Genomic DNA, 25,118 nt, shown 5'->3' with positions numbered 1-25,118 from the left:
CTTGTAGCGGGTGATCCGAGATGTTCGCATCAGGAGGAGTTGACGTCGCCGCGCTGTTTCGCGATCTCCGGCGACCGCGCCACGTCGACACCGAGGAGAAACGAATGTCGTCCGCCGCACCGCCGCCCGAACGGACCCCACCGCCGCCGAGCTACCCCGCGACCCGGGGACGCAGGGGGCACCGATGGGGGCCCGGCGTGATCGCCGCGATCATCACCGTGGTCGTCCTGATCGCCGCGGCCCTGACAGCGTTGTTCGTGTTCCCACCAAAACACAGCACCCCGCCCTCTCCTGAGGTCAACGTCCCCACGCCCAAAGCAACCCCTGGCTCCATGGGCCGGCGTGCGCCTACCGCGCCCACGCTCGTGTCCACAGCCGCGATCAGCCTCGACGACGTCTCGATCACCCCCGCACCCGGCTGGGTGCTCGTAGACCAAGAAGGTAAGCGCGGTGTGATCCTGGGCAAGGACAAAAAGAAGTTCATGGAGGTGATAGTCGTCCAATCGGATGCCAACGACGTCGCGCAGGTACTTCCCGGGTGGATCAGAAAGTCGAAATCCAAATTGTCGTTGACCAGCGTCGAGGTCGAGACGGCCTCCAAGCCGGAGCAGTTGAACAGCCCCCATTTCCAGCAGAAGCAGTCCGTCCGCTTCAGCGGCGATCTGTCCACCCAGCAGGGCACCCTGACGGTGTATGGGGTGCTCGTCGTGCTGCTGAACCCCTCCACGGGGGAGGAAGCCCTCATCGATTTGTTCACCCCTGGCACCGACCTACGCGACGCGGCCTGGCCCGACGCGGAAAACATGATCAGCTCGATGCTCTGACGGCGCCCAGCCATGCGCCGGTCGAGGACTTTCGTCTCTTGTACCGGGTGATCGGAGATGTTCGGATCGGCAGGAGTTGACGCCGGCAGACGGAACTTCTCGACCAGCCCGGAGGACATGATGGAGTGCCCGAACTGCTCGACACCGCATTCCGAAGCTGCCCGCTTCTGTACCCGCTGCGGCACGCCGCTGCATCCCGGCATCGATCGGGCACAACATTTTGCTGCCGTGCCCGATGAGCCGGTGCGTGCGCTGGCGGTGATGAGCACCCTCATGCCGCACTTGTCGGCTGGCCGTCAAAGCGCGTACCGCAATGCCGTCGCGCTGGCGCTCTTGGCGGCGCTGCTGGCCGCCGCGTTCGGGGTGCTCTCGATTTCGCTGGTGTTGGCGGCGGTGGCATTACCGGCGGCCGTGCTCGCCTACATCCACGACCACGATGTGTGGCGTGATGAACCGATCACGGTGGTCGGCGTCGGCTTTCTGCTCTCGTTGCTGCTGGGTGTGGCTGTGGGCCTACTGGAAAACCAGTTCACCAAGGGTGTCGTGCTGGTCGCGCCGGCCCACTGGCCGCCTTCGGGTAGCCGGATCCTGGAACTCGGTGTGCTGGTGCCCGTGGTCGCCTTCGTTGCGGTGCTGATCGCGCCGACGCTGATCACCGCTCGGGCGGCGTTCCGCCATCCCATCGATGCCCTGATCAGCTGCTCGCTCAGCGGTGCGGCGTTGTCGCTTGGCTTGAGCATCGTCGTGCAGCGCGGCGCATTCACCCACATCGACTCGACCGCCGGGGACCCCGCGCACGTGGCGTTCATCGCACTGACCCTGGGATTTCTGCAGCCCATTCTCTTCGCTACCGCTGCGGCGGTCACGGTGATGCGGCTGCGTGAGGCGACCGGCAAGCCCGTCATCGGTCTGGCACAAGGGTTGACGCTGCTCGTGCTGTACGAGCTGGCCACCACCTTGCTGGAGCCCTACGGCGCCCGGGGCATCGTGCTGACCACAGTGGCAGCGCTGGTGCTGGCCGCGGCCGGACTGATCGCAGCGCGCAACGAGCTGCATCGAGGCCTGCTCGCTGAAGCCCAAGAAGCCCTCAGTGGGGACAAAGCCCTGGCGCATCCGGCTGCTGCCGAACAGGTCTGCGCGCATTGCGGGGCCGCGATGGTGCCCGGTGCTGCGTTCTGCCAGGTATGCGGAACCGCCAGCGCCGCAATGGTTTACGAAGTCCGGCCCCGTCAGTTGCCGGGCGGTAAGCCGGTGGCCTGACCGCGCCACCGACACCGAGGAGAAACGATGTCGTCTGCTGCACCGCCGCCGAGCTACCCCGCGGACGGGGGGCGCGTGGGGCACCGATGGGGGGCCGGCGTAATCGCCGTGATCATCACCGTGGTCGTCCTGATCGCCGCCGGTCTGACGGCGTGGTTCGTGTTCCCGCCAAAACACCGCATCCTCACGAGCGGACCAACCGCTGCCTCCACGGCGTACGGCCAGCGTGCATCCGCAGCCCTCGTGGCCAAAGCCGCGGTCAGCTTCGATGACGTATCGATCACTCCCGCCCCAGCCTGGATGGCCGTACGCCAAGACAATGGCTCTGTGATTCTGAACAACGACGACGACACCGCGAACATGCTGGTCGTCGTCCAACAATCGAGTGCCCGAAACGTCACCCAGCTACTTCCCGGGTTCATCCAATCGGCGACCAAATCTTTGACGAACGTTGCGATCGAAAAGGCCTCCAATCCCAAGCAGTTGGTCAGCCTCCACTTCCAGCAGGAGCAGTTCGCCCGCTTCACCGGCGATCTGTCAACCCACCAGGGCACGTCGCCGTTGTACGGAATCGCCGTCGCGCTGCTCAACACCTCCACCGGAGAGGCGGCCCTCATTGATTTGTTCACCACCGGCTCAGACCTTCGCGACTCGGTGTGGCCCGACGCCGAAACCATGATCGGCTCAATGCTCTGATGACCGCGCCGTAACGGGACCAACGACCCCACTCCCGGGGACCCACGGCTCTGGCCCCGCATCCATCTAGGGCTAAGACTCACTTCTCTGGCCTCGAGGCCTCAATCGGGAACGGAGGAAATCGATGACGATCACTCGAAGCCTTGCTGCCGCCACCGCCGCTCTGGCGGCCGCCGCAAGCGTGGCGCTAGCGGGCCCGGCGCAGGCAGAAGACCTCAACGGCCTGTACAACGTGCATCACGATGTGAGTGCGAACGGCTTCGGCGCTTATGACGAACAGTGGTTTCTTGCCCCGTGCGGTGCGGGCTGTTTGCGTGTCCAGCACCGCGAGAGGCCCGTCTGGGACGTCCAAGCCCACCTAGACGGCACCACCTGGACGACTGCGCCAGTCATCATTCACCCCTACTGCGATGCTGGGGATAAGTACCCTCTCACCAGCACGTATTCCTTCGATGCGGTGACGTTGCAGGGAACAGAATCCGTCAGTTGGCCAGCTTCGTCCTGCAACAGTGCGGGAACTGACACGCAACGCTTCACGCTGACGAAGACCTAGACCGGGCGACCTAGAGCGGTGCCTTTCTGGGATCGGTAGCGGACCGCTCGGTGTCTGCTGATTCGCGTAGTCCACTTCCCCGGTGACGGGGTCGGCGCGAGCGGATACTGATCCCGGAGCGTCGAGGAAAGGCGCGAAGCAATGTCGAACAATCACAAGGTCAGGAAGGTCATTACCGGGGTGCTGCTGTCCGGCGGCGTGGCGGTGGCGGGTCTGGGCCTGGCCGCGGGCACGGCCGAGGCGGAGCGCGGTATTGCGCCGCAAGTGATCGGCCCCTTGCCCCTGGACAACTTCACGGTCCCGCACGACTGGTGCCCGGGGCAACCGTTGCCGATGCCCGATGTCCGTTGGGATATGGGCGTGTGCCACCACTGGTACTGGGTCCCCGTCGGCGGGATGGGCAACGTTGGCCAGTTCGTGTGGGAGGGCGACGCTCCCCGCCGGCCGCTAGGTCCGCCGCCTTGCTACGGAGCACCCATCTGCTTGCCCGGCCTGTAGTGGAAATCTTCCGGGCCGCGCGAGCAGTCCGCGATCGGGTAGCCCGCGGCTATGCCGTGCATTTCGACGACTATCGCGTCTTCGCTTCACCGCTGGCCGACTTCACGCGCGAGATGCAGCGCCGCGGCATCGCCGATCGGATCATCGAGGTGACCAGCGGTGCGTCGGTGACGGTCTAGAGCGTCCGTCGGCGATCCCGTTAGCCGCTCTTCGAGGTGCCGACGCCGGCTAATACTTTGGATACCCTAAGGTCGCCGGTATATCGTTCTCACGGTCCGGAACTCGACGGGAAGGGAGCGGGCGGCGCCCTGGGGGGTGAATGCGTAATGTTTCCGGGCTCTTTGCAACTTGGTAATCGAAAATTTCCGGCTGCGTACCCGGCGTAGACAAGGTGAGATGTGATGGACTTATTCGCGCCACCCGAGGTCACCTCGACGCTCATCCATTCCGGTCCCGGGGCGGGTTCGCTGATCGAGGCCGCTGGCGCGTGGCAGAATCTGGGCGTCGAGTTGGAAAACTCGGTTGCCGTGTATGCGTCCGCGTTGTCGTCGTTGATCGATTCGTGGGACGGCCCATCCTCGATGGCGATGCTGCAGGCCGTACAGCCCTACCTCATCTGGCTGCGCACCACCGCGCAGCAGGCCCAGCAAATGGCCACCTCGGCAGAGTCCGCCGCGGTGGCGTTCACCGCCGTCCGCTCGGCGGTGGTGCACCCCTCCGTCGTCGCCGCCAACCGGACGCAGCTGGCGCAGTTGCTGGCCACCAACCGGTTCGGGCAGAACACCGCGGCAATCGCGGCGACCCAGGACGAATACCAGACCATGTGGGCGAACAATTCCGCGGCGATGACCCGATATCAGGCGGCGTCGTCGCAAGCGACCACGTCGCTGTCGCAATTCAATTCGCCGCTCGCCATCACGAATCCGGCGGGGACGCTCAACCAACAGGGAGTGGTGTCCAACGCCCTCCTCAACTCCACGGCCTCCAGCACGGGGAACGTCATCGACTCGCTCGGCGTCACCCCCTTCGACCCCAACGCCGGCTGGTTCAGCTATTTCAGCACCTGGGGCAACCAGTTCATCTCGTCCGGGTTCCCCGTCAACCTGCTCAGCTACCTGGCGCAGAACACCTCGGCCCAGGCGCTGCAAGGCGTGGGCAGCGACATCGGCCTGGGGCTCTCGGAGGGCGAGGGAGCGCTGGCGTCGTCGGTGACCAGGCTGGCCAGCGCCTTGCAAGCCGCACCCGGGGGAGCGGCCGCGGCGGCGACGGGGGTCGGGGTTTCGCTGGGCAAGCTGACCGCCCCGCCCGCGGTGGTGGGCCTGCTACCGGCGACGCAGACGCCGGTGCAACTCGCATCGTCGGTGTCGCCCCTGCCCGCCGACGCCGGGCTCACCGGCATGCCGGTCATGCCCATGATGGCGCCGGCCACCAACTCGGCGGGCAGCGGCTGGCGCAAGCGGAAGCAACAGAAGTTTGAGGACCTTGAATACGGGGCGGAACTCCCGAAGAAGGTGATTCACCGACCGCCAAGCGGGGGATGAGAGCCGATGACGCCTCCCCACTCCGGAAGTCGATTCTCGCCGCCGGATAGGTTAATCGCGGCGCAAATACCCTGTCGCCCAAGCAAAATAACCGTGCGCGTCCTGTTCGGTTGGGCGAGACGTGATTGATTTCGGGCTGCTGCCGCCCGAGATCACTTCGGCGCTGATCCACTCCGGACCCGGCGCCTGGTCAATGATCGAAGCGGCCGGCGCGTGGCAAGAGCTCAGCGCCGAACTGGAGGCGGCCGCGAGCAGCTATACCGCGGAGTTGGCGTCGCTGACCGGGACGTGGCAGGGTCCGTCCTCGGCGGCGATGGCCCAGGCCTTCGAGCCCTACCTGGCCTGGTTGCGGACCACCGCGGCGCAATGCCAGGAAATCGCCGCATCGGTCGAAACGGTCACGGCCGCATTCGAATTGACCCACTGGACGGTGGTGCATCCCTCTGTCGTCGCGGCCAACCGGGCCCGGTTGGCGATGTTGCTGGCCACCAACTTCTTCGGTATCAACGCTCCGGCCATCGCCGAAACCGAAACCGAGTACAACGCCATGTGGGTCAACAACTCGGCGGCGATGTATCGCTACGGCGCGACCTCGCTGAACGCGGTCAAGCTCTCTCCGCTCTCGTCTCCGCCGCCCGTCGCCAACCCCTCGGGGGTCTCCATCCAGGCCTCGCTGGTGCCGGCCGCCAACGCGCTGGCAAGCTCTCAGACTTCCACGGGGTCGATCATCGACGCGCTCGGCGTCACCCCGTTCGACCCCAACAAGGGCTGGTTCGGCTACACCAGCATCTGGGGTTGGCAGTTCATCGCCGGCGGATTCCCCGTCAACCTGCTCAGCTACCTGGCGCAGCTCAATGCGGCCCAGGCACTTTCAGGCGTTGGCGCCGACATCGGCCAGGGCCTGGCGGAGGGTTCGGCTGCCTTGGCGTCGGCGGATGCGAGCCTCGTGAACGCCCTCGGCTCCGGGGCGCTGGCGCCTCGGGGCGCGCTGGGCGTTTCCGTGCTGGTGGGCAAGCTGAGCATGCCGCCCGCGACGGTGGGGATGCTGCCCGGCGCGCAGCCGCCGGTGCAGCTCGCCTCGGCAGTGTCCGCGCTTCCGGCGGGGGCGGGGCAAACCCCCGCCATGCCGGTGGCGCCGATGCGGCCGCCGGTGGGCGGCAAGGGTGGCCGGGGTGACGGGCGCGACTACGAGGACATCGAAATCGGCGCGGAGCTGCCCGGCACCGTTATGAAACGGCCGCCTTCAGCGGGATAGCTTGTCCGCCAAGGCATCCCGGCCATCTGGCTTTCGCGGGCCGCCGGGTTCGTCCTCGGCGAGGGTGAAATAGCTTTCCTCCTCCTGCAGGAAATGCAGGCGTAGCAGGGCATGCAACCCGTATAGGCAGGCGAGCAGGTCGTCGAGCTGGTCGGGGCCGATCGCCCCGCTGCTCTGGGCCAAGGCCAGATGCGCGCCGATCCGGTCGGAGAGTCGCTGGATCTCCGCGTGGGCGCGGCTCATGGGGGCGGTCGCTTCGCTGGTGCCCAGCGGATGGGCCAGCGCGGGATAGAGCTGCGTCTCCTCGGCTTGCTCGTGCGGGATGATGCGCTCGGTGAGCACGGCGTGCGCGCGGCTGATCGCCTCCAGCGCCGACCGATCGGGCGCGGCGGCCAACTGGTCGGCGGCGTCGCGCAGCAGATCCACGGCGTCGCGCAGCTCGTCGTGTTCGGCGTCGAAGCGCCGCAACATCTGCTCGGTCGACGCGGGGAGGTCGACCTCGATGTCCGGGTTGCCGCGCAGTGCGCGCAGCGCGTTGAGGATCACGGCGACGTCGATGCCCTCCTGCACCAGTGCGCCGACCGCCGGTGGGAGCCAACCAATGGCGGCGACGGCCATCGCCGCCAGCGACAGGACCATGCCGACGACCGCGCTCTGCACGGCGATGCGCCGCGACCAGCGGGCGATGTCCATCGCGTCGCCGAGCCGCTCCAGCCGATCGGTGGTCAACACGATGCCGGCGGCCTCCGAGGACGCGGTGGCACCGCGGGCGCCCATCGCCACGCCGACCGTGGCCGCAGCCAACGCGGGCGCGTCGTTGACCCCGTCGCCGACCATCACGGTCACGGCGCGCTCCCGCTCGGTCCGCACGGCGGCCACCTTGTCGGCCGGGCTTTGTTCCGCGTACACCTCGTCCAAACCCAGCACGGCGGCGACCTCGCGGGCGGGTTCGGCGCGGTCACCGGTCAGCATGACCAATCGGTTCAGCCCGGCTTCGCGTAGCCGGCGCAGCGTTCGCGGCGCATGCCGGCGCAACGGGTCGCGCAGCAATACCGCGCCGATGGGCCGCCCGTCGGCGCAGACCCAGGCGATCGCGGCGCCGTCCAGCAGGGCGCGATTGACCACCGCGCGGGCCCATGCCGCGGTCGCGGTGTCGTGCGAGAGTTTGCCGACGTGGACCCGCCGACCGTCCAGGCTGGCGGTGACGCCGCAGCCCGGTTCCTCGGCCACCTCGGTGGGTAGCGACAGCGGCAGACCGCGGGCCCGCGCCGCGGTGACGATCGCCTCGGCCAGCACGTGCGGAGACATCTGATCCACCGAGGCGGCCACCCGCAGGATCTCGAGCGCATCGCGGCCGGGCGCGGCCGCGACGTCGATGACGACGGGACGCCCCATGGTCAGGGTGCCGGTTTTGTCCATCACCAAAGTCGTTGCGTGGCCGAGGTTTTCCAGCGCGCCACCGCTGCGGATGACCACGCCGCGCCGCGACGCCCGCGACAGCCCGGACACGATCGCGACCGGTGCCGCGAGCAACAGCGGGCACGGCGTCGCCACCACCAGCACCGCCACCGCCCGCACCGGTGACCCGCCGGCGAGCCAGGCCGCCCCGGCCACCAACAGCGTCAACGGCAAGAACCACGCCGCGTACCGGTCGGCCAGCCTTACCACCGGCGCGTTCTCCGCCCCGGCCTCCGCGGCCAGGCGGACGATCTGTGCGTAGGTGCTGTCGGCGGCGGTGGCGGTGGCGTGAATCTCAAAGGCGCTGCCCGCGTTGACAACCCCGCTGCGCACCGGCTCGCCCACGCCGCGCTCGACCTGCAGCGGTTCGCCGGTCAGGACCGATTCGTCCAGCACCGCGATCGCGCCGGAAATGCGCCCGTCGACGGGCACCACTTCGCCCGGGCCCACCACGAGCAGATCGTCGACCGCGACCTCGTCCAGCGCGATCACGTCGACCGCCGACCCGACGCGGCGGCGGGCGAATCGCGGCGCGTGTTCCAGCAGCGCCCGCAGATCGTGGGATGCGCGGCGCTCGGCCGCGGCCTCCAGCGCCCGCCCACCGGCCAGCATGACCGCGATCAACGCGCCCGCGAGGTACTCACCGACCAGCAGCGTGCCGAGCAGCGACAACACGGCGATCAGATCGACCCCGAATCGGCCCCGGCGCAGGGCGGCCAGCACCCACACCACCGCGGGGACCACCGCCACCACCGTGCCCGCGATCCAGCAGCCGTCGGCGACCCGCGGCGCCCCGGCAAGCCAGGCGATCCCCCCGGCCGCCAACGCGACGACGGTCACCGCGGCAAGGATCGGTTCGACCCACTGAGCGGGCCGCAACCAGCCCCGGCGTGCCATAGCGCCCATGCGTGCCAGCGTGGTCCCGCATTCCCAAATGGGCTAGGGCCGGATGGACGCGGATTGAGGACTCAGGTCACTAGAAGGCCAGCCGCCCTCTGGCCAGCATGGAGACGTGACTGAGATATCTACGCCAGGGTCCATCCCGATCTCCACCATCACCGGTGACCCCGTGGCCCGCGTCCCGGCCGACGCCACGATCGCCGACGCCGCCAGGGCCATGGTGACCTGCGACGTGGGAGCCGTCGTGATCGGCGACGAGGCACGGCCGGCCGCGCTGGTCAGCGAGCGTGACATCGTGCGGGCGGTAGCCGCCGGGCGAAACCTCGCCACCGCACCGGTCTCCGACGTGGCCAGCACGAAACTGGTGTGGTGTGACGCCGAAGCCTCGGTCGACCAGGTCGCGGCCCGGATGATGGACCGCTATATCCGCCACGTGCTGGTGGAACGCGACGGCGCGCTGGTCGGCATCGTGTCGGCGCGCGATCTGCTGGGCGTCTACACGGAATTCGATTCTTGAAATCCCGGGCGCTGGCCGCGTTGGTCGGCGGGAGCCTGGCCGGACTGACGGGGTGGGATCTCCTGCAACGCCGTCACACCATCCTGCGCAACTACCCGATCATCGGGCACCTGCGGTTCCTACTGGAAGCCGTCGGCCCGGAACTGCGCCAGTACATCGTGACGGACAACGACGCGGAGCGGCCGTTCAGCCGCGACCAGCGCCGCTGGGTGTACACGTCGTCGAAGCTGGCCAACCGGTACTTCGGCTTCGGCACCGACAACGACCTGGAACGGGTGCACAACTATCCGATCATCAAGCACGCGGCGTTCCCCGTCGCGGCGCCGGTGGGCGAACCCGAGCACCCCGACCCGGCGGTGCCGTTGCCGGCGGCCAAGGTGCTGGGCGGCGCGCGGGGGCGCACCAAAGCCTTCCGCCCGTCATCGGTGGTCAACATCTCCGGGATGAGCTTCGGCGCGCTCGGCGGCGCGGCCGTCACCGCCCTGAACAAGGGCGCGGCCATCGCCGGCGCCTTGCACACCACCGGCGAGGGCGGGGTGTCGCCGTATCACCTGGGTGGCGGCGACCTGGTCTGGCAGATCGGCACCGGCTACTTCGGTTGCCGCGACGACGACGGCCGCTTCAGCCTGCCCCGGCTGATCGATCGGGTGGCGGCCACGCCGGCGATCCGCGCCATCGAGATCAAGCTCAGCCAAGGCGCCAAGCCGGGCCTGGGCGGCGTGTTGCCGGGCGCCAAGGTCACCCCCGAGATCGCCGCCATCCGCGGCGTTCCGGTCGGGGTGGACTGCAGGAGCCCGGCCGGCCATTCCGCGTTCCGTGACGTCGACGGGCTGTTGGAGCTGGTGGAGACCATCGCCGCCGAGACGGGCCTGCCGGTCGGCATCAAATCGGCGGTCGGGGAGGAGCGGTTCTGGTGTGACCTGGCCGCGCGCATGGCCCGCACCGGGACGGGCGTCGACTTCGTGACCGTCGACGGCGGGGAGGGCGGCACCGGCGCCGCCCCGCTGGTCTTCAGCGACCACGTCGCCCTGCCTTTCAAATGGGCGCAGCCCCGGGTCTACCGGGCCTTCGCCGAGCACGGGCTGCACCACGATGTGGTCTTCGTCGGGTCGGGCAAGCTCGGCATCCCGGAGAACGCGCTGCTGGCGCTGGCCACCGGCTGCGACATGATCAACGTCGGCCGAACCGCCATGTTCTCCATCGGCTGCATTCAGGCCCAGCGCTGCCACACCGGCCGCTGCCCCTCGGGCGTGGCCACCCAGTCACCGTGGCTGCAGCACGGCCTCGACCCGGACCTGAAGTCGGTGCGCTGCGCCAACTACCTCGCCACCCTGCGCTTCGAGTTGCTGCAGCTCGCCCGCACCTGCGGCTACGTCCACCCGGCGCTGGTGCCGCTGGAAGCCATCGAACTTCTCGACATCGACATGAAGACGGTGCGGGTCAACGAATTGTTGGGCTACCAGCCCGACTGGGGACTGCCGAGCCGGGCGGACATGGAGGCGATCACGGCCGTGATGTCCGGTGGCGCAAGATGAGCTTGCGGATCTCGCTGACCCACAGGACCGTGCTGGCCATGGCCCCGCACACCAGCCACTGGCTCGGGGACAGCGGCGTGGTGGTGAAGGCGGTGTTGAGAACCGGCAGCTGAACAACGGCCACCTGCAGCAGCGCCGATAACCCGATCGCCGCCCACAACCAGCCGTTGGCGAAAAACCGGTGGAAGGCGGTCCGGGTCTCGGAACGGGCGTTGATGGTGTTGATCAGCTGGGCGATCACCAGCACGGTGAAGCCCGCGGTGCGGGCGGTGTTCAGGGACGACGGCAGGGGTCCGCCGGGCGCGTAGAGGTGGATCGTGACGAGTGTCGCGGCCGCCACCGCCGCGCCGATCACGACGATGTTGTTCCACATCCGGGCGTCGATGACCCGATCCGAGGCCGTGCGCGGCGGCCGGCTCATGACGTCTTCGGTGTGCGGGTCCACGCCCAGCGCCAGGGCCGGCGCGCCGTCGGTCAGCAGGTTGATCCACAGGATCTGCGTGGCCAGTAGCGGCAGCGCGACGGTGTGGCCCTGCGACAGGCCGATCGCCCCGGCCAGCACGACGCCGAAGAAGACGGTGAAGATTTCACCCATGTTGGAGGACAGCAGGTAGCGCAGGGTCTTCTTGATGTTCGAGAAGATGCCCCGGCCTTCGCGAATGGCCTGGACGATGGTCGCGAAGTTGTCGTCGGCGAGGATCATGTTCGCTGCTTCTCTGGCGACCTCGGTGCCGGTGCGGCCCATGGCGATACCGATGTCGGCCGCCTTCAGCGCGGGCGCGTCGTTGATACCCTCCCCGGTCACGGCGACGATCTCGTGGTCGGCCTGCAGCGCGTCGATGATGCGCTGTTTGTCCGCCGGATCGACCTGGGTGTACTGCGAGTGCAGGCGCACCGTTTCCCGCAGCTGCTCGTCATCCAGCGTGGCGAGTTCAGCGCCGGACACGGCCGACTCGCCGTCTTCGATACCCAACTTCCGGGCGATGCGCGCCGCCACCCGGGGATGGTCGCCGGTGATCATCACGACCCTCACCCCGGCGCGGCGCGCCTCGGCGATCGCCGCCGCCGCCTCCGGTCGGGGTGGATCCGTGATCCCCACCATGCCCAGGTACACCAGGTGCCCTTCGGACCGGCAGGCGACCGCGACGGTGTGCAGGGCGTCGAGCGCCAGCCGCTCGGCATCGCTTCGGATCGCGGCCCGTGTCGAGTCGTCGAGCCGAGCCAGCCGATCGCCGGCCATTAGGTGCGTGCAGTGGCCGAGCACCTCGTCGGGCTCGCCCGTCGTCACGTCGGCCGGAGTCGGGCGGGGTCCGTCGCCGAGCTTCCGTCGGGCCACCAGGAAGGCCGCGGCGAGGGGATCGCCGTGGATCGTCCACCGACCGTCGTGCGCGTCGAGGGTGGCATTACAGGCGGCGGCGGCCCCCCCGTCGAGCACCAGGGCGGCCTGGCGCCGCAGGTCGTCGCCCTCGGGCAGCGCCGACCCGCCCCGCTCGAGGCGGCCCTCGGGCCGGTACCCGGCGCCGGTGACTTTCACCTCGCCGAGGGGGGTGACGACCCGCACGATCGTCATCTCCCCGGTTGTAAGCGTGCCCGTCTTGCCCGAGCACACCACCGACGCCGACCCCAGGGTCTCGGCGGACGACAGCTCCTTGACGACGGCGTTCTGGCCGGCCATCCGCCGCATGCCCAGCGCGAGCACGACCGACATGATGGCCGGCAGGCCTTCCGGCACGGCCGCCACGGCCAGCGATACGCCCAGCAGCGCTGCCGTCACCACGTCGTGGGCGGTATGCATGCCGAAAACCAGGAGAATGGTCGCGATCACCACGACGGCGATCACCAGCACTCCGATCCCCAGCAGTCGGCTGGCCCGGGCCACCTCGCGCTGCAACGGTGTCGGCTCATGGTCGGCGATGCGCACCAGGCCGGCGATCTGCCCGGTCTGGGTCGCCATCCCCGTAGCGGTCACCACCGCCCGCCCGACGCCCGTGCTGACCGCGGTGCCCTTGAACACCATGTCCGCTCGGTCCCCGAGCGCCGAAGGCTCGGCCAGCGTCCGGGCGTCCTTGAGCACCGGTTCGCTCAGGCCCGTCAGCGCGGCCTCCGACACCTCCAGCCCCGCGGCCGACAGCAGCCTGGCATCGGCCGCGACGGCATCCCCCTCGGCGAGCAGCAGCACGTCGCCGGGCACCACCTCGCTCGCGGGAACGGTGCGCCGCGTGCCGCCGCGGAGGACGGTCGCCGACGTCGCGGCCATCCGCGCCAACGCACTGACCGCGCGCTCCGCGCGCGCTTCCTGCGCGTAACCCAGGAGCGCGTTCAGGACGAGGATGACCGCGATCACCACCGCGTCGACGGGCCAGCCGCCGGCCCCCTCCACAACCCAGACCGCGAGGGAGGCGACCAGCGCGGCGAGCAGCAGGTAGATCAGGGGGCTGCGAAACTGCGCCAGCAGCTTTTGGTAGGCCGGTGGCGGCGGAACGCTCGCGATATCGTTCGCGCCGACGACGGTGAGCCGGCGGGCGGCTTCCTCGGCGGTCAGCCCGAGTTCGGCGTCGGTGCGCAGCTTTTCGACGACGGCGGCGGCGTCGAGGAGCGCGGGGTCGGGGTCGATCAGCGCGGCGTCCACCGAACGCGGTCAGCCGCTCAGGGGTGGCTCGCCGGCAGCACCGACGGGGCTTCTCTGCGGGACTCCATCATGCGGTTGCGAACGATGTGTTCGACGAGGATCGGCACGAAGGTCTGGACGGGTGCGTCGACGAACTGCTCGGCGGCCTCCTCGGACCAGCGCTTGATCTGCGCGGTCCGTTGCTCGTCGCCGAGCCCCTCATGGCGGGCCAGGTTGTCGGCGACGTCGGCCACGGATCGCGCCACCGTTGACCGGCTGCGCGACGGCACCCCGTCGTCGGCGGGCACCCGCGCCTGCTCCAGCGCCTGACGGGCCACCTCGTCGCCGGCATCGGGGCGGATGACGTGCAGTGTGAGGTGGTGGCCGTTCTCCCCGATCAGGATGACGCTGGACGGCTCGTCGCTGGTGAAGGCCAGCAGTTCGACCGTGTGGCCGCCGATCTGCACCAGCGCGGGGGTGTCGTGCCAGCCGTTGCGGCGGTAGCCCACCATCACGACCGGGCCCAGCCGCTCGGACACCGCCGTCAGCAGGCCCGGCAACTCGTCGAGCAGGTTCGTCGTTCGCGGCCACCAGGCACCGTCGATGTGCTCCGATACGGACCGATAGGGCTTGAGCTGTAAGCGATTTTGCATGTGCACGCCTCAATCGTGGTCGGCGCGCCCGGGACCCGGCAGGGTCGGCCGCACCGAAGGGGTGGGACTTTGTGCCCTTTCGGGTTCGGTCGCCGGCTCGACGCCGAGCCAGCGCCGCTGCGCGCCCTGCGACGCGCGCAGCAGCAGGTCGGGGGCGACCGCCGACAGGCCGCTGGCCGCCGCCGCGGCCAGCAACCCCTGGCCCCAGGCGAGCGGGTCAAGCGGCGTGCAGCCGAACAGCTGGCTGAGTCCCGGGGTGCTGACCACCACCGCGAGCGCGCCCAGCGAGCCGACCGAGGTCAACACCACCAGCGGGGCGCGCGAATCGACCAGCGTCTGGGTGAGCTGCGCACCCACCAACGCGACCAGCGCGACCGTCGCCGCGCGGCGCGGCGGGCCGGTCACGCCGGCCATCGCCCAGCCGGCCGTGGCGCCGATCGTGGTGGCCGCACCGCGGATTCCGATCGCCCGCCACATCGCCGCCTCGTCGCGGTCGACGTCGGCGGTGCCCGTCTGGGGGCTGACGGCCAACGCGGCGGCGGGCAGCGCGTCGGTCAGCATGTTGACCAGGAGCATCTGGCGGGCGTTGAGCACCGAACGCCCGGTCAGGACGGTGGTGAGCAGGGCGAAGCACACCTCACCGAGGTTGCCGCCCAACAGCATCGACACCGCCGACTGCACCCGCCGCCACAGCTGCTCGCCCTCGTCCAGCGCGTCGAGCAGCGCCTCGATCCGTTCATCGAGCAGCACCACGTCCGCCGCGGTGCGGGCCGCATCGCTGCCGCGCGCCGCCACGCCGATGCCCACGCTGGCCGCCCGGATCGCGGCGGCGTCGTTGACGCCGTCGCCGACCATCGCCGTCACCAGCCCGGACCGCTCGAGGGTCTGCACCACGGCGATCTTGTGTTCCGGCGTCATCCGCGCGAACACCACCCGCGACGCCGCCGCGTCGGCGCGTTGGTCGGCGGACAGGGCCTCCCAATCGCTGCCGGTGATCACCTGGTCGGCGGTGACGTCGATCCCCAGCTCCTGGGCGATCGCCGCCGCGGTCGCCGGGTGGTCGCCGGTGATCAGCCGGACACCGATGCCACGCTCGCCGAGTTCCTTCAGCACCGCGGGGGCGGCGGCCCGTGGGGTGTCCGCCAGTCCGAGCAGGCCGACCGGGGTGAGGCCCGAGCCGCACAGGGCCTCGAGGCGGTCGGGATCCTTTGCCGCGGAGGCGGCTTCACTCGCGCTGAGTTGACGCTCGGCCACCGCCAGCACCCGTAACCCGTTGGCCGCCATCTCGTCGACCTGTTGCGTCAAGGGGTGGTCGTCGTGCAGCAGCGCCGACGCGAGCACCTCGGGTGAGCCCTTGATGGTCAGCCGGGTGCCGACGAGCGCGGCGGCGAACGGGCGACCGGATTGGAACGGCAGGAAGGCGTCCCGGGTCAGCCGCTGCGGCCCGGAGCCGTCGCCGCGCAGGGCGGGGTCTTCTGCCGCGCGGTGGATCGCATCGTCGGTGGCGTGGTCGACACGGTGGGTGTGCCGGGCGTAGCTGGTGCTCAACGCGGCATCCAGCAGCGCACCGGGGGTGTAGCCCGTCATCGGGCGCACCGCCTTGACCTTCAGCCGGTTCTCGCTCAGCGTCCCGGTCTTGTCGAAGCACACCACGTTCAGCCGGGCCAAGGCTTCCACCGAGTGCGGGTTGCGGATCAGCACCGACTCGCCGGTGAGCCGGCGCGCAGCGGCCAGCTGGGCCAGCGTCGCCACCAGCGGCAGGCCCTCCGGGATGGCGGCGACGATCAGCGTGACCGCGCTGGACACCGCCTCGCGCAACCCGGTGCCCCGCGCCATGCTGAGCAGTCCGACCAGGCCCCCGCCGGCCACGCTGAACGGCAGGGCCCGGCGGGTGATGTGCCGCAACTGCCGCTGCAGCCCGATCTCCTGCATCTTCCTCGGAGCCATCGCCAGCGCCCTGCGCATCTCCGACTGCGATCCCACCGCGGTGACCACGGCCACCGCCGTACCCGCGACCACCGTCGTGCCGGCGTAGAGCATGCAGGTCCGTTCGGCGAGCGGGGCGCCCGGCGTGGGGTCGGTCTGCTTGGCCACCGGCAGCGATTCGCCGGTCAGCGTCGACTCGTCGACCTCCACGTTCGAGGCGTGCAGCAGGCGGGCGTCCGCTGGCACCACCTCGTCGACATGGACTTCGATGATGTCGCCCAGCCGCAGCCGCTTGGTCGGCACCTTCTCGCGACGGTGCGCGTCCAGCGCACCCACCCGCCGCCTCGCCGGCGGATCCTGCACCGCCAGCAGGCGATTCAGGGTGCTCTCCGCGTGCAACTGCTGCTCGGCCGACAAGGCGGCGTTCACCAACAGCACGCTGCCCACCAGCACGGCATCCAGAGGCGAGCCGAGCAGCGCGCTGGCCGCCGCGCCGGTGGCCAGCAGCGGGGTGATGGGGTCCGCGAGGTCACCGCGCATCTCCTCGGCAAAATCGCGGACGACTCCCCACGACGCCACGCTGGCGTCGTGCAGCGCGCGAACCGGTGGCACCTGCTGCCACCAGGCGGTCGTCTCCTCGCGGTCCTCCTCCGTTGGGCGGGGCAGCAGCCGCTGCACCTCGGCAACCGGTAACGCGTGCCAGTCGTGGCTGGTTTCGGGCTCCGGCAGCGGATCGCGCAGCGTCTTCACGGCCGCCCGGTACCCGAACCACAGGCTGGCGAACATGCCGACGTTGACCGATGCCGAACTTCGCCCGGGCACACCGGGAATCAGCATCAACGCGCCGATCGCCGAAGCCGACGCGGACAACCGGACGGCGTTGTCGGTGGCGGCGCGCGCGGCGGGCAGCGCGTGCAACAGCCGCCAGGCGCCCGTCAGATCTTGCGCGATCACGTCGGCGCCCCAGGGCGGGGAATGCCCGGGCCGCAGCAGGCCGATCGTCACGTCGGAGCGGTGCGCGGCACGCATGTCCGACGTGGTCAACAGCGCCACGGTGTTCCCGGCGGCCTTCAGTTCCGCGACGGCCGCCGCCACCGCGTGGTCGATCGACCCGTCCGCGGGGTAGAGCTGGTCGAAACCTTGTGCCAGGGAACGTAATCCGTCGTCGTCGAGGGAATAGACGCGTGGCTGTGACCGCCGCGCCTCGGTCAGCACCGCGGCGGCGAACGGATTGCGGACGGGGCTGATGAGTGCCTCGCCGACGCTGCCGGCCCCGGGTATGTCGGTCAGCGGGTGCCATCCCGGTTTCAGGCCGTCGTTGTCGAGTGCGGCCCGAACCGCCTCCCAGGCGTGGGCGCGGGCCGAATTGTCCACTCCGAGTACCCGACTGACCGTCAATTCGTCGGTGTACAGCGCGCGCGGGTCGACCATGATCGCGTCGATCCGGTCGAGTGTCCGCAACACCCGGGGGCGCAGCACCAGCGCGTCGTGGCGGGTGGAAAGGCCACGGTTCATCGTGCAACCGAACGCTTCCCGCACGGTGCGCAACGGCTTGGGCATGGCGGCCAGCGCGGCCGCGCCGGCCGCGTCGGGGTTGCGGGTGAGCAAGCCGACCGCGGCGGCGGCTCCGAGGCCCGCCATGCCGATGCGGTTGGCGTAGCGTTCCGCGGGCCCGTCGGGGGGCGCTGGGTTGGCGATCGGCGCCGCGCCGGCGTCGTCGGCCACCGGCCGGCCGGCCAACCCGGGCTCATGCCGGGACCACGCCAGCCTGCCGTTCCACGCCTCGGCCGCCAGCATGGTGCGGGTGGCGGCCTCGGCGGCCGCCGCCGTCGGCGACAGCGTCAGGGAGGCGGCGGTGGCGTTCACGATGCCGAACAACACGTCGGTGCCGTCGGGCCCGAGACGCCGCTCCAGCTCCCTGCGCAGCCGCGGCAGGTGGTCGGCGACCGTCGGCGGTACGGCCACCAAGTCCGGCAGTCGGGGCAGCCGCAGCAGACTGCCGGTCAGTGAAAGGCCAAGGCCCACAGAGGCGGCCGTGGCCGCGACCATCCGGCCCATCAGTAGCGCGTCGTCGCCCGGCAGGCTGGCCGGCAGCTGCCTGCCCGCGCGCCTTCGTTCGGCGCCGGCGACTGTCCGGGACAGCTCCGAGGCCGACGGTCCGCCGTCAGCCACGGTGACCACCACCCGCGCGAGGGTGCGGTTGAGGTAGGCCTGCCGTACGCCGGGTGTCGCGCGGACGGCCGCCAAAACGTCGGTCGCGATTGCCGGGGCCTGTGCACTTTCCAGACCCCGCACCTCGATCCAGTGCCGCGCACCGTTACTGCTGGTGCGCCGCGCCGGTGGTCCGCCCGCCGCCTCGAGCACCGCGCCCGCCGCCGCGCGGGTCAGCGCCGGAACGTCCGGCGTGGCGCGCACCAGGGACCTGCCCATGCTCATCGCGACATTGCCGCCCAACAGGGCGGTGCCGGCGGCGATCTCGGTACCCACGGCGGCGACGCGCAGCGGCGCCAACAGCATGCCCAAGCCGGGCAGGCCGCGTCGTGTGGTCACCGTGCTCTCCCGGCTCACATGGATCGTTGGAGTGTTCTCGGCATGGTAATAGCGGCAGATTAACGGGCGGTGGCGCGCGGGGGAGGAGTCGTTCAGGCCCTTTTCGGGTGGCTTTCGTCCCTTGTGAAATCGGCTCGCATTGGGCCACCGTTGCGCTATGCGAACCGCCTATCACCACCAGCTGGCCGAGTTGACCGTTGAACTCAGCCAGATGTGCGGCCTGGCCAACGACGCCATGCGGCGGGCAACCGAAGCCCTGTTGGAGGCCGACCTTGAGGCCGCCGAAGAGGTCATCCGGGAACACGACCGAATGGTGGTGATGCGGGCGCGAGCGGAACGGGAAGCGTTCGCGTTGCTGGCGCTGCAACAACCGGTTGCCGGCGAGTTACGGGCGGTCTTCAGCGCTGTACAGCTCATCGCCGACATCGAACGAATGGGCGCCCTGGCCGTGCACGTCGCCAAGATCGCCCGGCGGGAGCACCCGAACCGGGTACTTCCGGAAAGGGTCCGCGCGTGTTTCGCCGACATGGCCAAGGTGGCAATCGCCTTGGGCGACAGCGCAAAACAGGTGCTGATTTCCCACGATCCGCAGCAGGCAGTCCGACTTCGCGAACAAGACGACGCGATGGACGAGCTCTACCGGCAGTTGTTCAGCGTGCTGTTGGATGACGACTGGACCGACAACATTCCCGGCGCCGTGGACGCGGCGTTGCTGGGCCGCTTCTACGAGCGCTTCGCCGATCATGCCGTGGAAGTCGGCCGCCGGGTCGTCTTCATGGTCAGCGGCGACCTGCCCGCGCAGGACGAAATCTCCACCTACTGAGAGGCGCTGGACGGCCTGGGCTGAGAGGATGGCCTCGTGCAGGTCGCGCCCAACATCCAAGGACGCCTGTGGCGCCACGGTAAGCCGCAGGACGAGTTCGCATTCGACGACATCTCCGAGTACCTTCGCGAACCCGACGCCCTGGTCTGGGTGGATTTGTGCGAGCCGGACCACGACGCGCTGTGCGGCCTGGCAGCCGAACTCGGCCTCAACACGTGGGCCGTCGAGGACGCCGTGGCGGCGGCCGAGCGCGTCAAGGCCACCGCGTACGAAACCCACACGTTCTTCACCGTCTATGCCGTCAACGTCGCGGGCGAAGGCACCGACGAGCCGCGGCGGATGCTGTCCATGCAGCGGATCTCGGCCTTCGTGCTTCCCCGCGGTTTGATCACCGTGCGCCTGGCGCCCGACTTCGACATCGCCGCGGTCACCCGGCGCTGGGAGGAGATCGGCGCCCAGCAGTACGGTGTGGGCGCTCTGGTGCACGGGTTGCTCGATGTCGTGGTGGACAGTCACTTCGCCGCGGTGGAGGCCCTGGACGACTGCATCGAAGATATCGAAGACGAGCTGTTCGACGGCAAGCCGCGCCAGGCGAGCTTTCAGCGCAGGACGTTTCAGATGAGACGCGACCTGGTGGGCCTGCGGCGGGTTGCGCTGCCGATGCGGGAGGTCGTCAACTCGATTCAGCACCACCGCCAGGAGGTGGGCACCGCCCCGGAACTGGACCCGCTGTACGCCGACCTGTACGACCACGTGCTTCGCGTCTCGGAATGGACGGAGTCGTTGCGCGACATGGTCACAACGATTTTCGAAACCAACCTATCGCTGCAAGATGCCCGGCTGAACACGATCATGAAGAAGCTGACCGGATGGGCGGCCATCATCGCCGTCCCCACCGCGATCACGGGCTTTTACGGTCAGAACGTGCCCTACCCGGGCTTCGGCCACCTCGCCGGCTTCCTCGCCAGCACCAGCCTTATCTTCGTCCTGATGGTGGTGATTTACGTGATGTTCAAACGTCGCGACTGGCTATGATCACCGACCCCCGACAGGAGACCGCCGCCTCGACCACGACGCTGGTCGCGGCCGCGCCGGTCGACGAGGTGCTGCGCCGGCTGGACAGCTCGGCGGCCGGGTTGTCCAGCGCGGAGGCCGCCGCCCGGATGACGCGCTACGGACCGAACGCGGTGCGCACCCACCGCGTCAATGTCTTTGCGGTGCTTGGTCGTCAGCTGCGCAACGCGGTGCTCATGCTGCTGGCCGGCACCGCGGTCGTGTCGTACTTCCTGGGCGACAGCATGCAGGCCGTCATCATCGGCATCATCCTGGTGGCCAGCATCGGCCTGGGCTTCATCAACGAATACCGCGCTGAGCGGGCCGCCGCCGACCTGCACGCCAGCGTGCACCACAACGCCGTGGTGCGCCGCGACGGGAAGTTCGTCTCGCTCGCCGTGACCGCGCTCGTCCCGGGTGACGTGATTCGGCTGTCGCTGGGGGAGGCGGTGCCGGCCGATGTCCGGCTGATCGAGGTCAGCGGCCTGGAATGCAACGAAAGCATCCTGACCGGCGAATCGACGGGATCGGAGAAATCGCCGGAACCGGTGCCTGCCGGAACCGACGTGGCTGACGCGACCGACCTGGCCTTCATGGGCACCATCGTCAGTGCCGGCGAGGGCACCGGGGTGGTGTACGCCACCGGAAAGAACGCCGAATTCGGGCGCATCGCATCGGGATTGGACGAACGCCAGCCCGAAACCGGCTTCCAGGTCGGGCTGCGCCGGTTCTCCTACCTGCTGCTGCAAGTCGCCGTCGCGCTGATGGTGATCATCTTGATCAGCAACCTGTTGCTGCAGAAGCCGCTCATCGACTCCGTGCTGTTCTCGCTCGCGATCGCGGTCGGGATCACGCCGCAGTTGCTGCCCGCCGTCGTCAGCACCGGCCTGGCGACCGGGGCACGGCAGCTGGCCAAAGCGAAGGTGCTCGTGAAGCGGCTGGTGTGCATCGAGGACCTCGGCGACATCGACATCCTGATCACCGACAAGACCGGAACATTGACGGAGGGCCGGATCCGGTTGGTCGACTCGGTCGATCCCGCCGGCGCGCACAGCGACCCGGTCCGCCGGCTGGGGCTGCTGGCCACCGATGTGGACCCGGAAACCGGTGGCACCAGCGCGAATTCGCTCGACGCCGCGCTCTGGGAGTCCCCGCAGGCGCACCAATTGGTGGCCGGTGCCGCGCGCCGGGTTGCGATGCTGCCGTTCGACCATGCACGCCGGGCAACGTCGGCACTGGTCGACGACGACGGAGGCCGGGTGCTGGTGGTCAAGGGGGCGCCCGAGCAGGTCCTGGCCCAGTGCCGAGCGGTCCCGCCGGCGGCGGAGGAGACTCTCGCGGAGTTGTTCGCCGCCGGGCGCCGGGTGGTGGCCGTGGCCACCAAACCGGCGCCCGCGATGACGACGCTCACCCGGGCGGACGAATGCGATCTGTCGCTCGCTGGGTTCCTGGTGTTTGCCGACGAGCCCAAATCGGCTGCGCGGCAATCGCTGTCCGAGCTGGCCGACCTGGGCATCGAGCTGAAGATCGCTACCGGGGACAATCCACAGGTTGCCGAAAAGGTATGCGGCGAAATGGGTTTGGAATCCAAAGGCACCATCACGGGTGCGGAGCTGGACCCGTTGGACGACGACGCGTTCGCCGAGATCGCGCAAAAGCGCACCATCTTCGCGCGCATCTCCCCCGAGCAGAAGGCGCGGCTGATCGTCGCGCTGCGGCGCGAGGGGCGATCCGTCGGCTTCCTGGGCGACGGTGTCAACGACGCGCTGGCCTTGCACGCCGCCGATGTGGGGATCTCGGTCGACAGCGCCACCGACGTGGCCAAGGATGCGGCCGACGTGGTGCTGCTGGAAAAAGACCTCAGTGTGCTGGCGACCGGGGTGGCCGAGGGCCGCCGCATCTTCGCCAACACCATCAAGTACGTGTTGATGGGCACGTCGAGCAATTTCGGGAACATGTTCAGCGCCGCGGCCGCGTCGGCACTGTTGCCGTTCCTGCCGATGCTGCCCAGCCAAATCCTGCTCAACAACCTGCTTTACGACACCTCGCAGCTGGCGATCCCGACCGACCGGGTCGACGCGGCGCAGCTGCACGCGCCGTCGCATTGGAATGTCGCGTTCATCCGCCGCTTCATGCTGATCTTCGGCCCGATCAGTTCGCTGTTCGACTTCCTGACGTTCGGGTTGATGCTGGGCGTGCTGCACGCCGGTGCCATCGAGTTCCGGACGGGCTGGTTCGTGGAATCCCTCGCGACGCAGACGCTGATCATCTTCGTCATTCGCACCCGCATGGTGCCGTTCTTTCGCAGCCGGCCCAGCGCGCTGCTGGCCGTCACCAGCCTCACCGTGGTCGCCGTCGGTGCCGGGCTGACGATTTCACCGCTGGCCCGCACCCTGGGTTTCACGCCGCTGCCGTGGCAGTTCTTCGCCGTGTTGGGCACCTTTGTCGTCTGTTACCTGGTGCTGGTGGAGCTGGGCAAGTTGCTCTTCTACAGCGAGCCGATGCACATCGTCGGGCAGCCGCACCGCACCCGCGGAAGCGCGGATCGCATCCGGCGACGGGCCGCGCGCTACCACTACATCGAGCGGCGGACGCGAAAGTGAGTGTCAGTGCTCGACGGCGATGGCCGGCGGATCCGAAAGGCCTTGCTGGATTCCCCGATCGACCTTGTCCGTCAGGGTCGTGCTGCCCGCCGGAGCCGTCTCCTGGCAACTGCAGCTCAGCGTGCTAAACGGGCTTGGGTCGGCCGTTGCCGATGCTGCCGTCCAACCTGCAGCGCCGAGGATGAGTGCAACGCCGACCAAAAGTTTAGGAATCATTTGGCCTTCGAGTTCTCGAGATAGGTTCAGCCCAATTTTACCGGCGCGCTTGTCACGAGCCTGTCAACTGCCTGTAAATTTCAGGCCTGATTCTTGGGGCAGTACGCCCGGATGCTCACGCCAACGAAGTAGCCGGCGTGGTAGCCATCGAGGTGGCTGTTGGTCATGACGTCGTTGGCCACCTGCTGCGGCGATTCACCGGATTCGAGTTCCTGGCACACCAAATGACCGGACCGGATGGCGGTTTCGGGCGACTCGTAGTTGATGCCCTTGGCCGTCAGCGCCGCGAGGAAAGCGTCGTCGGCCGCGCTGGCGTGGGCAGCCGGGACCGCTCCCAGCGCGCCCAGCAATCCGGTCGCCGGGACAACCCCGGCAGCCAACAGCAACAGCAGCAGGCTGGGGTTGCGAATCTGGGTCCTCGTCATTTCTGATACTCCCGTGACATCGAAGTGCCGTTGCTCGTTGACCGCGGGGGCTGCCCGAATATTATTCGCACGTTGCGGCGTCGCACGGTGCAGGATCACTGATATTGCGATCATCGCCACACCCAGGTTTGCTCCGGCATCGGCTCCGTCGGTGTATTGACGATATGCCGTACGTGCGTTGGTTGTCAGTGGCCGTTGTAGCGGTGTGCTTGGTGGGATGTGGTGTGCGGCATGTTTCGGCGGCCACCGCTCGGGATGCCTCCGGGACGTTCCGTTCCGGCGGCATGGATCGAACTTACCTGCTGCACGTGCCGCCGGGTAGCCCAGTCGGTCTGGTGCTGAGCCTGCACGGCGGCGGTGGTACCGGGAACGGTCAGCGGGGGCTCACCGGCTTCGATGCCGTGGCCGACGCCCACAACCTGCTCGTGGTCTATCCCGACGGTTTCGACAAGAGCTGGGCCGACGGGCGGGGGGCGTCGCCGGCGGATCGCCGGCACATCGACGACGTCGGCTTCCTGACGGGCCTGGTGAACAAGGTGCAAAACGATTACGGCATCGCCCCCGGGCACGTTTTCGTCACCGGGATGTCGAACGGGGGCTTCATGTCCAACCGGCTGGCGTGTGACCGCGCCGAGGTGTTCGCCGCGGTCGCGCCCGTGGCGGGCACCTTGGGCGTCGGGGTGGCGTGCAATCCGTCGCGGCCGGTGTCGGTCTGGGAGGCCCACGGCACCGCCGACCCGCTGGTGCCGTTCAACGGTGGGGCTGTGCGCGGCCGAGGCGGGCTGAGCCACTCCATCTCCGCCACCACCATGGTGAACAAGTGGCGTTCGGCCGATGGATGCCAGGGCGACCCCTCGGTGCAGGCGCTGCCCAACGTCGGGGACGGCACCGTCGTGCATCGCTTCGACTCCACGGCGTGTGCGGCGTCCACCGAGGTGACCTTCTACCAGATCGACAGCGGCGGGCACACCTGGCCGGGCGGCAGGCAATACCTGCCCAAGGCGATCATCGGGCCCACCACCCGCGCGCTCGACGGGTCGGAGGCGATCGCGGAGTTCTTCCTGGCGCACGCCCGGGATTAGTGGCGATCGCAAGCGCGGCGTAGCCGGGCGCTGCGGGTCGTCGCTGTAGGGCTAGTGGCGATCGCAAGCGCGGCGTAGCCGGGCGCTGCGGGTCGCCACCGTAGGGCTAGTGGCGATCGCAAGCGCGGCGTAGCCGGGCGCG

19 protein-coding genes are annotated in these 25,118 nt (G+C 69.2%); 14 read left to right on the top strand and 5 right to left on the bottom strand.

Annotated elements, in window-relative coordinates; translation table 11 throughout:
• Window positions 1-20 precede the first annotated feature (20 nt).
• From A5758_RS18205 to A5758_RS18170, 8 genes are all read left to right on the top strand, one after another.
• Window positions 21-824, top strand: a complete 804-nt coding sequence (locus A5758_RS18205; RefSeq protein ID WP_156622688.1) for a hypothetical protein — start codon at window positions 21-23, stop codon at window positions 822-824.
• Between the two features lie 57 nt (window positions 825-881).
• Window positions 882-2,084 carry a zinc ribbon domain-containing protein gene (locus A5758_RS18200; protein WP_231987348.1) on the top strand — a complete coding sequence of 401 codons (1,203 nt, stop codon included), beginning with the start codon at window positions 882-884 and terminating at the stop codon, window positions 2,082-2,084.
• Window positions 2,085-2,192: 108 nt separating this feature from the next.
• Window positions 2,193-2,780: a hypothetical protein gene (locus A5758_RS18195; protein WP_067742737.1), complete on the top strand. Its 588-nt coding sequence runs from the start codon at window positions 2,193-2,195 to the stop codon at window positions 2,778-2,780.
• 124 nt (window positions 2,781-2,904) lie between these two features.
• Window positions 2,905-3,333: a hypothetical protein gene (locus A5758_RS18190; RefSeq protein WP_067742734.1), complete on the top strand. Its 429-nt coding sequence runs from the start codon at window positions 2,905-2,907 to the stop codon at window positions 3,331-3,333.
• A gap of 141 nt (window positions 3,334-3,474) precedes the next feature.
• A complete protein-coding gene (locus tag A5758_RS18185) occupies window positions 3,475-3,831 on the top strand; it encodes a hypothetical protein (RefSeq protein ID WP_067205166.1) in 357 nt (118 codons plus the stop codon).
• Window positions 3,831-4,010 carry a hypothetical protein gene (locus A5758_RS18180; RefSeq protein ID WP_067742731.1) on the top strand — a complete coding sequence of 60 codons (180 nt, stop codon included), beginning with the start codon at window positions 3,831-3,833 and terminating at the stop codon, window positions 4,008-4,010. The genes A5758_RS18185 and A5758_RS18180 overlap by 1 nt, the downstream gene beginning before the upstream one ends.
• A 222-nt stretch (window positions 4,011-4,232) precedes the next feature.
• Entirely contained in the window at window positions 4,233-5,372 is a 1,140-nt protein-coding gene (locus tag A5758_RS18175; protein WP_067205171.1) for a PPE family protein, read from the top strand.
• Between the two features lie 124 nt (window positions 5,373-5,496).
• Window positions 5,497-6,627: a PPE family protein gene (locus tag A5758_RS18170; RefSeq protein WP_067742877.1), complete on the top strand. Its 1,131-nt coding sequence runs from the start codon at window positions 5,497-5,499 to the stop codon at window positions 6,625-6,627.
• On the opposite strand, the gene A5758_RS18165 is transcribed toward A5758_RS18170, so the two are convergent.
• Window positions 6,616-8,982 (bottom strand): heavy metal translocating P-type ATPase, encoded by a 2,367-nt coding sequence (locus A5758_RS18165; protein ID WP_067742728.1) that lies wholly within the window; start codon window positions 8,980-8,982, stop codon window positions 6,616-6,618. The genes A5758_RS18170 and A5758_RS18165 overlap by 12 nt on opposite strands.
• A 115-nt stretch (window positions 8,983-9,097) precedes the next feature.
• Between A5758_RS18165 and A5758_RS18160 the strand changes: the two genes are divergently transcribed.
• Window positions 9,098-9,502: a CBS domain-containing protein gene (locus A5758_RS18160; protein WP_067742725.1), complete on the top strand. Its 405-nt coding sequence runs from the start codon at window positions 9,098-9,100 to the stop codon at window positions 9,500-9,502.
• A complete protein-coding gene (locus tag A5758_RS18155; protein WP_067742722.1) occupies window positions 9,499-11,037 on the top strand; it encodes an FMN-binding glutamate synthase family protein in 1,539 nt (512 codons plus the stop codon). Before A5758_RS18160 ends, A5758_RS18155 begins: the two co-directional genes overlap by 4 nt.
• Here A5758_RS18155 and A5758_RS18150 read toward each other — a convergent pair.
• The 3 genes from A5758_RS18150 to A5758_RS18140 are packed head-to-tail and all read right to left on the bottom strand — an operon-like array spanning window position 11,006 to window position 18,741.
• Entirely contained in the window at window positions 11,006-13,666 is a 2,661-nt protein-coding gene (locus A5758_RS18150; RefSeq protein WP_067742719.1) for a cation-translocating P-type ATPase, read from the bottom strand. The two genes, A5758_RS18155 and A5758_RS18150, sit on opposite strands and share 32 nt — an antisense overlap.
• 17 nt (window positions 13,667-13,683) lie before the next feature.
• Window positions 13,684-14,298 (bottom strand): DUF5994 family protein, encoded by a 615-nt coding sequence (locus A5758_RS18145; protein ID WP_067205188.1) that lies wholly within the window; start codon window positions 14,296-14,298, stop codon window positions 13,684-13,686.
• A 9-nt stretch (window positions 14,299-14,307) separates the two neighbouring features.
• Window positions 14,308-18,741: a cation-translocating P-type ATPase gene (locus tag A5758_RS18140; RefSeq protein ID WP_067742874.1), complete on the bottom strand. Its 4,434-nt coding sequence runs from the start codon at window positions 18,739-18,741 to the stop codon at window positions 14,308-14,310.
• 190 nt (window positions 18,742-18,931) lie between these two features.
• On the opposite strand from A5758_RS18140, the gene phoU reads away from it, so the two are divergent.
• The 3 genes from phoU to mgtA are packed head-to-tail and all read left to right on the top strand — an operon-like array spanning window position 18,932 to window position 23,253.
• Window positions 18,932-19,597 (top strand): phosphate signaling complex protein PhoU, encoded by a 666-nt coding sequence (phoU, locus tag A5758_RS18135; RefSeq protein WP_067742716.1) that lies wholly within the window; start codon window positions 18,932-18,934, stop codon window positions 19,595-19,597.
• A 36-nt stretch (window positions 19,598-19,633) separates the two neighbouring features.
• Window positions 19,634-20,632: a magnesium transporter CorA family protein gene (locus A5758_RS18130; protein ID WP_067742713.1), complete on the top strand. Its 999-nt coding sequence runs from the start codon at window positions 19,634-19,636 to the stop codon at window positions 20,630-20,632.
• Complete coding sequence (mgtA, locus tag A5758_RS18125) at window positions 20,629-23,253, top strand: magnesium-translocating P-type ATPase (RefSeq protein WP_067742710.1); 2,625 nt, start codon at window positions 20,629-20,631, stop codon at window positions 23,251-23,253. The genes A5758_RS18130 and mgtA overlap by 4 nt, the downstream gene beginning before the upstream one ends.
• A 296-nt stretch (window positions 23,254-23,549) precedes the next feature.
• Here mgtA and A5758_RS18120 read toward each other — a convergent pair whose 3' ends face one another.
• Window positions 23,550-23,894, bottom strand: coding sequence for a DUF732 domain-containing protein (locus tag A5758_RS18120; protein ID WP_067205200.1), 345 nt, complete (start codon window positions 23,892-23,894; stop codon window positions 23,550-23,552).
• 164 nt (window positions 23,895-24,058) lie between these two features.
• Between A5758_RS18120 and A5758_RS18115 the strand changes: the two genes are divergently transcribed.
• On the top strand, window positions 24,059-24,976 hold the full coding sequence (locus tag A5758_RS18115) for a PHB depolymerase family esterase (protein WP_067742707.1): 918 nt from the start codon (window positions 24,059-24,061) through the stop codon (window positions 24,974-24,976).
• Window positions 24,977-25,118: the final 142 nt, after the last annotated feature.

The sequence above is a fragment of the Mycobacterium sp. 852014-50255_SCH5639931 genome, assembly GCF_001665605.1.
Classification (GTDB): Bacteria; Actinomycetota; Actinomycetes; order Mycobacteriales; family Mycobacteriaceae; genus Mycobacterium; species Mycobacterium paraffinicum.
Note: the sequence above shows the minus strand (reverse complement) of the source record. Positions and strands in the feature narration are given on the sequence as shown.

Excerpts from the sequence above, each read along its gene's own strand:
- A5758_RS18190 (WP_067742734.1), top strand. The coding sequence starts at position 2,905 with ATGACGATCACTCGAAGCCTTGCTGCCGCCACCGCCGCTCTGGCGGCC.
- phoU (WP_067742716.1), top strand. The coding sequence starts at position 18,932 with ATGCGAACCGCCTATCACCACCAGCTGGCCGAGTTGACCGTTGAACTC.
- mgtA (WP_067742710.1), top strand. The coding sequence starts at position 20,629 with ATGATCACCGACCCCCGACAGGAGACCGCCGCCTCGACCACGACGCTG.
- A5758_RS18145 (WP_067205188.1), bottom strand. The coding sequence starts at position 14,298 with ATGCAAAATCGCTTACAGCTCAAGCCCTATCGGTCCGTATCGGAGCAC.
- A5758_RS18185 (WP_067205166.1), top strand. The coding sequence starts at position 3,475 with ATGTCGAACAATCACAAGGTCAGGAAGGTCATTACCGGGGTGCTGCTG.
- A5758_RS18120 (WP_067205200.1), bottom strand. The coding sequence starts at position 23,894 with ATGACGAGGACCCAGATTCGCAACCCCAGCCTGCTGCTGTTGCTGTTG.
- A5758_RS18205 (WP_156622688.1), top strand. The coding sequence starts at position 21 with ATGTTCGCATCAGGAGGAGTTGACGTCGCCGCGCTGTTTCGCGATCTC.
- A5758_RS18175 (WP_067205171.1), top strand. The coding sequence starts at position 4,233 with ATGGACTTATTCGCGCCACCCGAGGTCACCTCGACGCTCATCCATTCC.
- A5758_RS18115 (WP_067742707.1), top strand. The coding sequence starts at position 24,059 with ATGCCGTACGTGCGTTGGTTGTCAGTGGCCGTTGTAGCGGTGTGCTTG.
- A5758_RS18140 (WP_067742874.1), bottom strand. The coding sequence starts at position 18,741 with ATGCTGTTGGCGCCGCTGCGCGTCGCCGCCGTGGGTACCGAGATCGCC.
- A5758_RS18165 (WP_067742728.1), bottom strand. The coding sequence starts at position 8,982 with ATGGCACGCCGGGGCTGGTTGCGGCCCGCTCAGTGGGTCGAACCGATC.
- A5758_RS18200 (WP_231987348.1), top strand. The coding sequence starts at position 882 with ATGTTCGGATCGGCAGGAGTTGACGCCGGCAGACGGAACTTCTCGACC.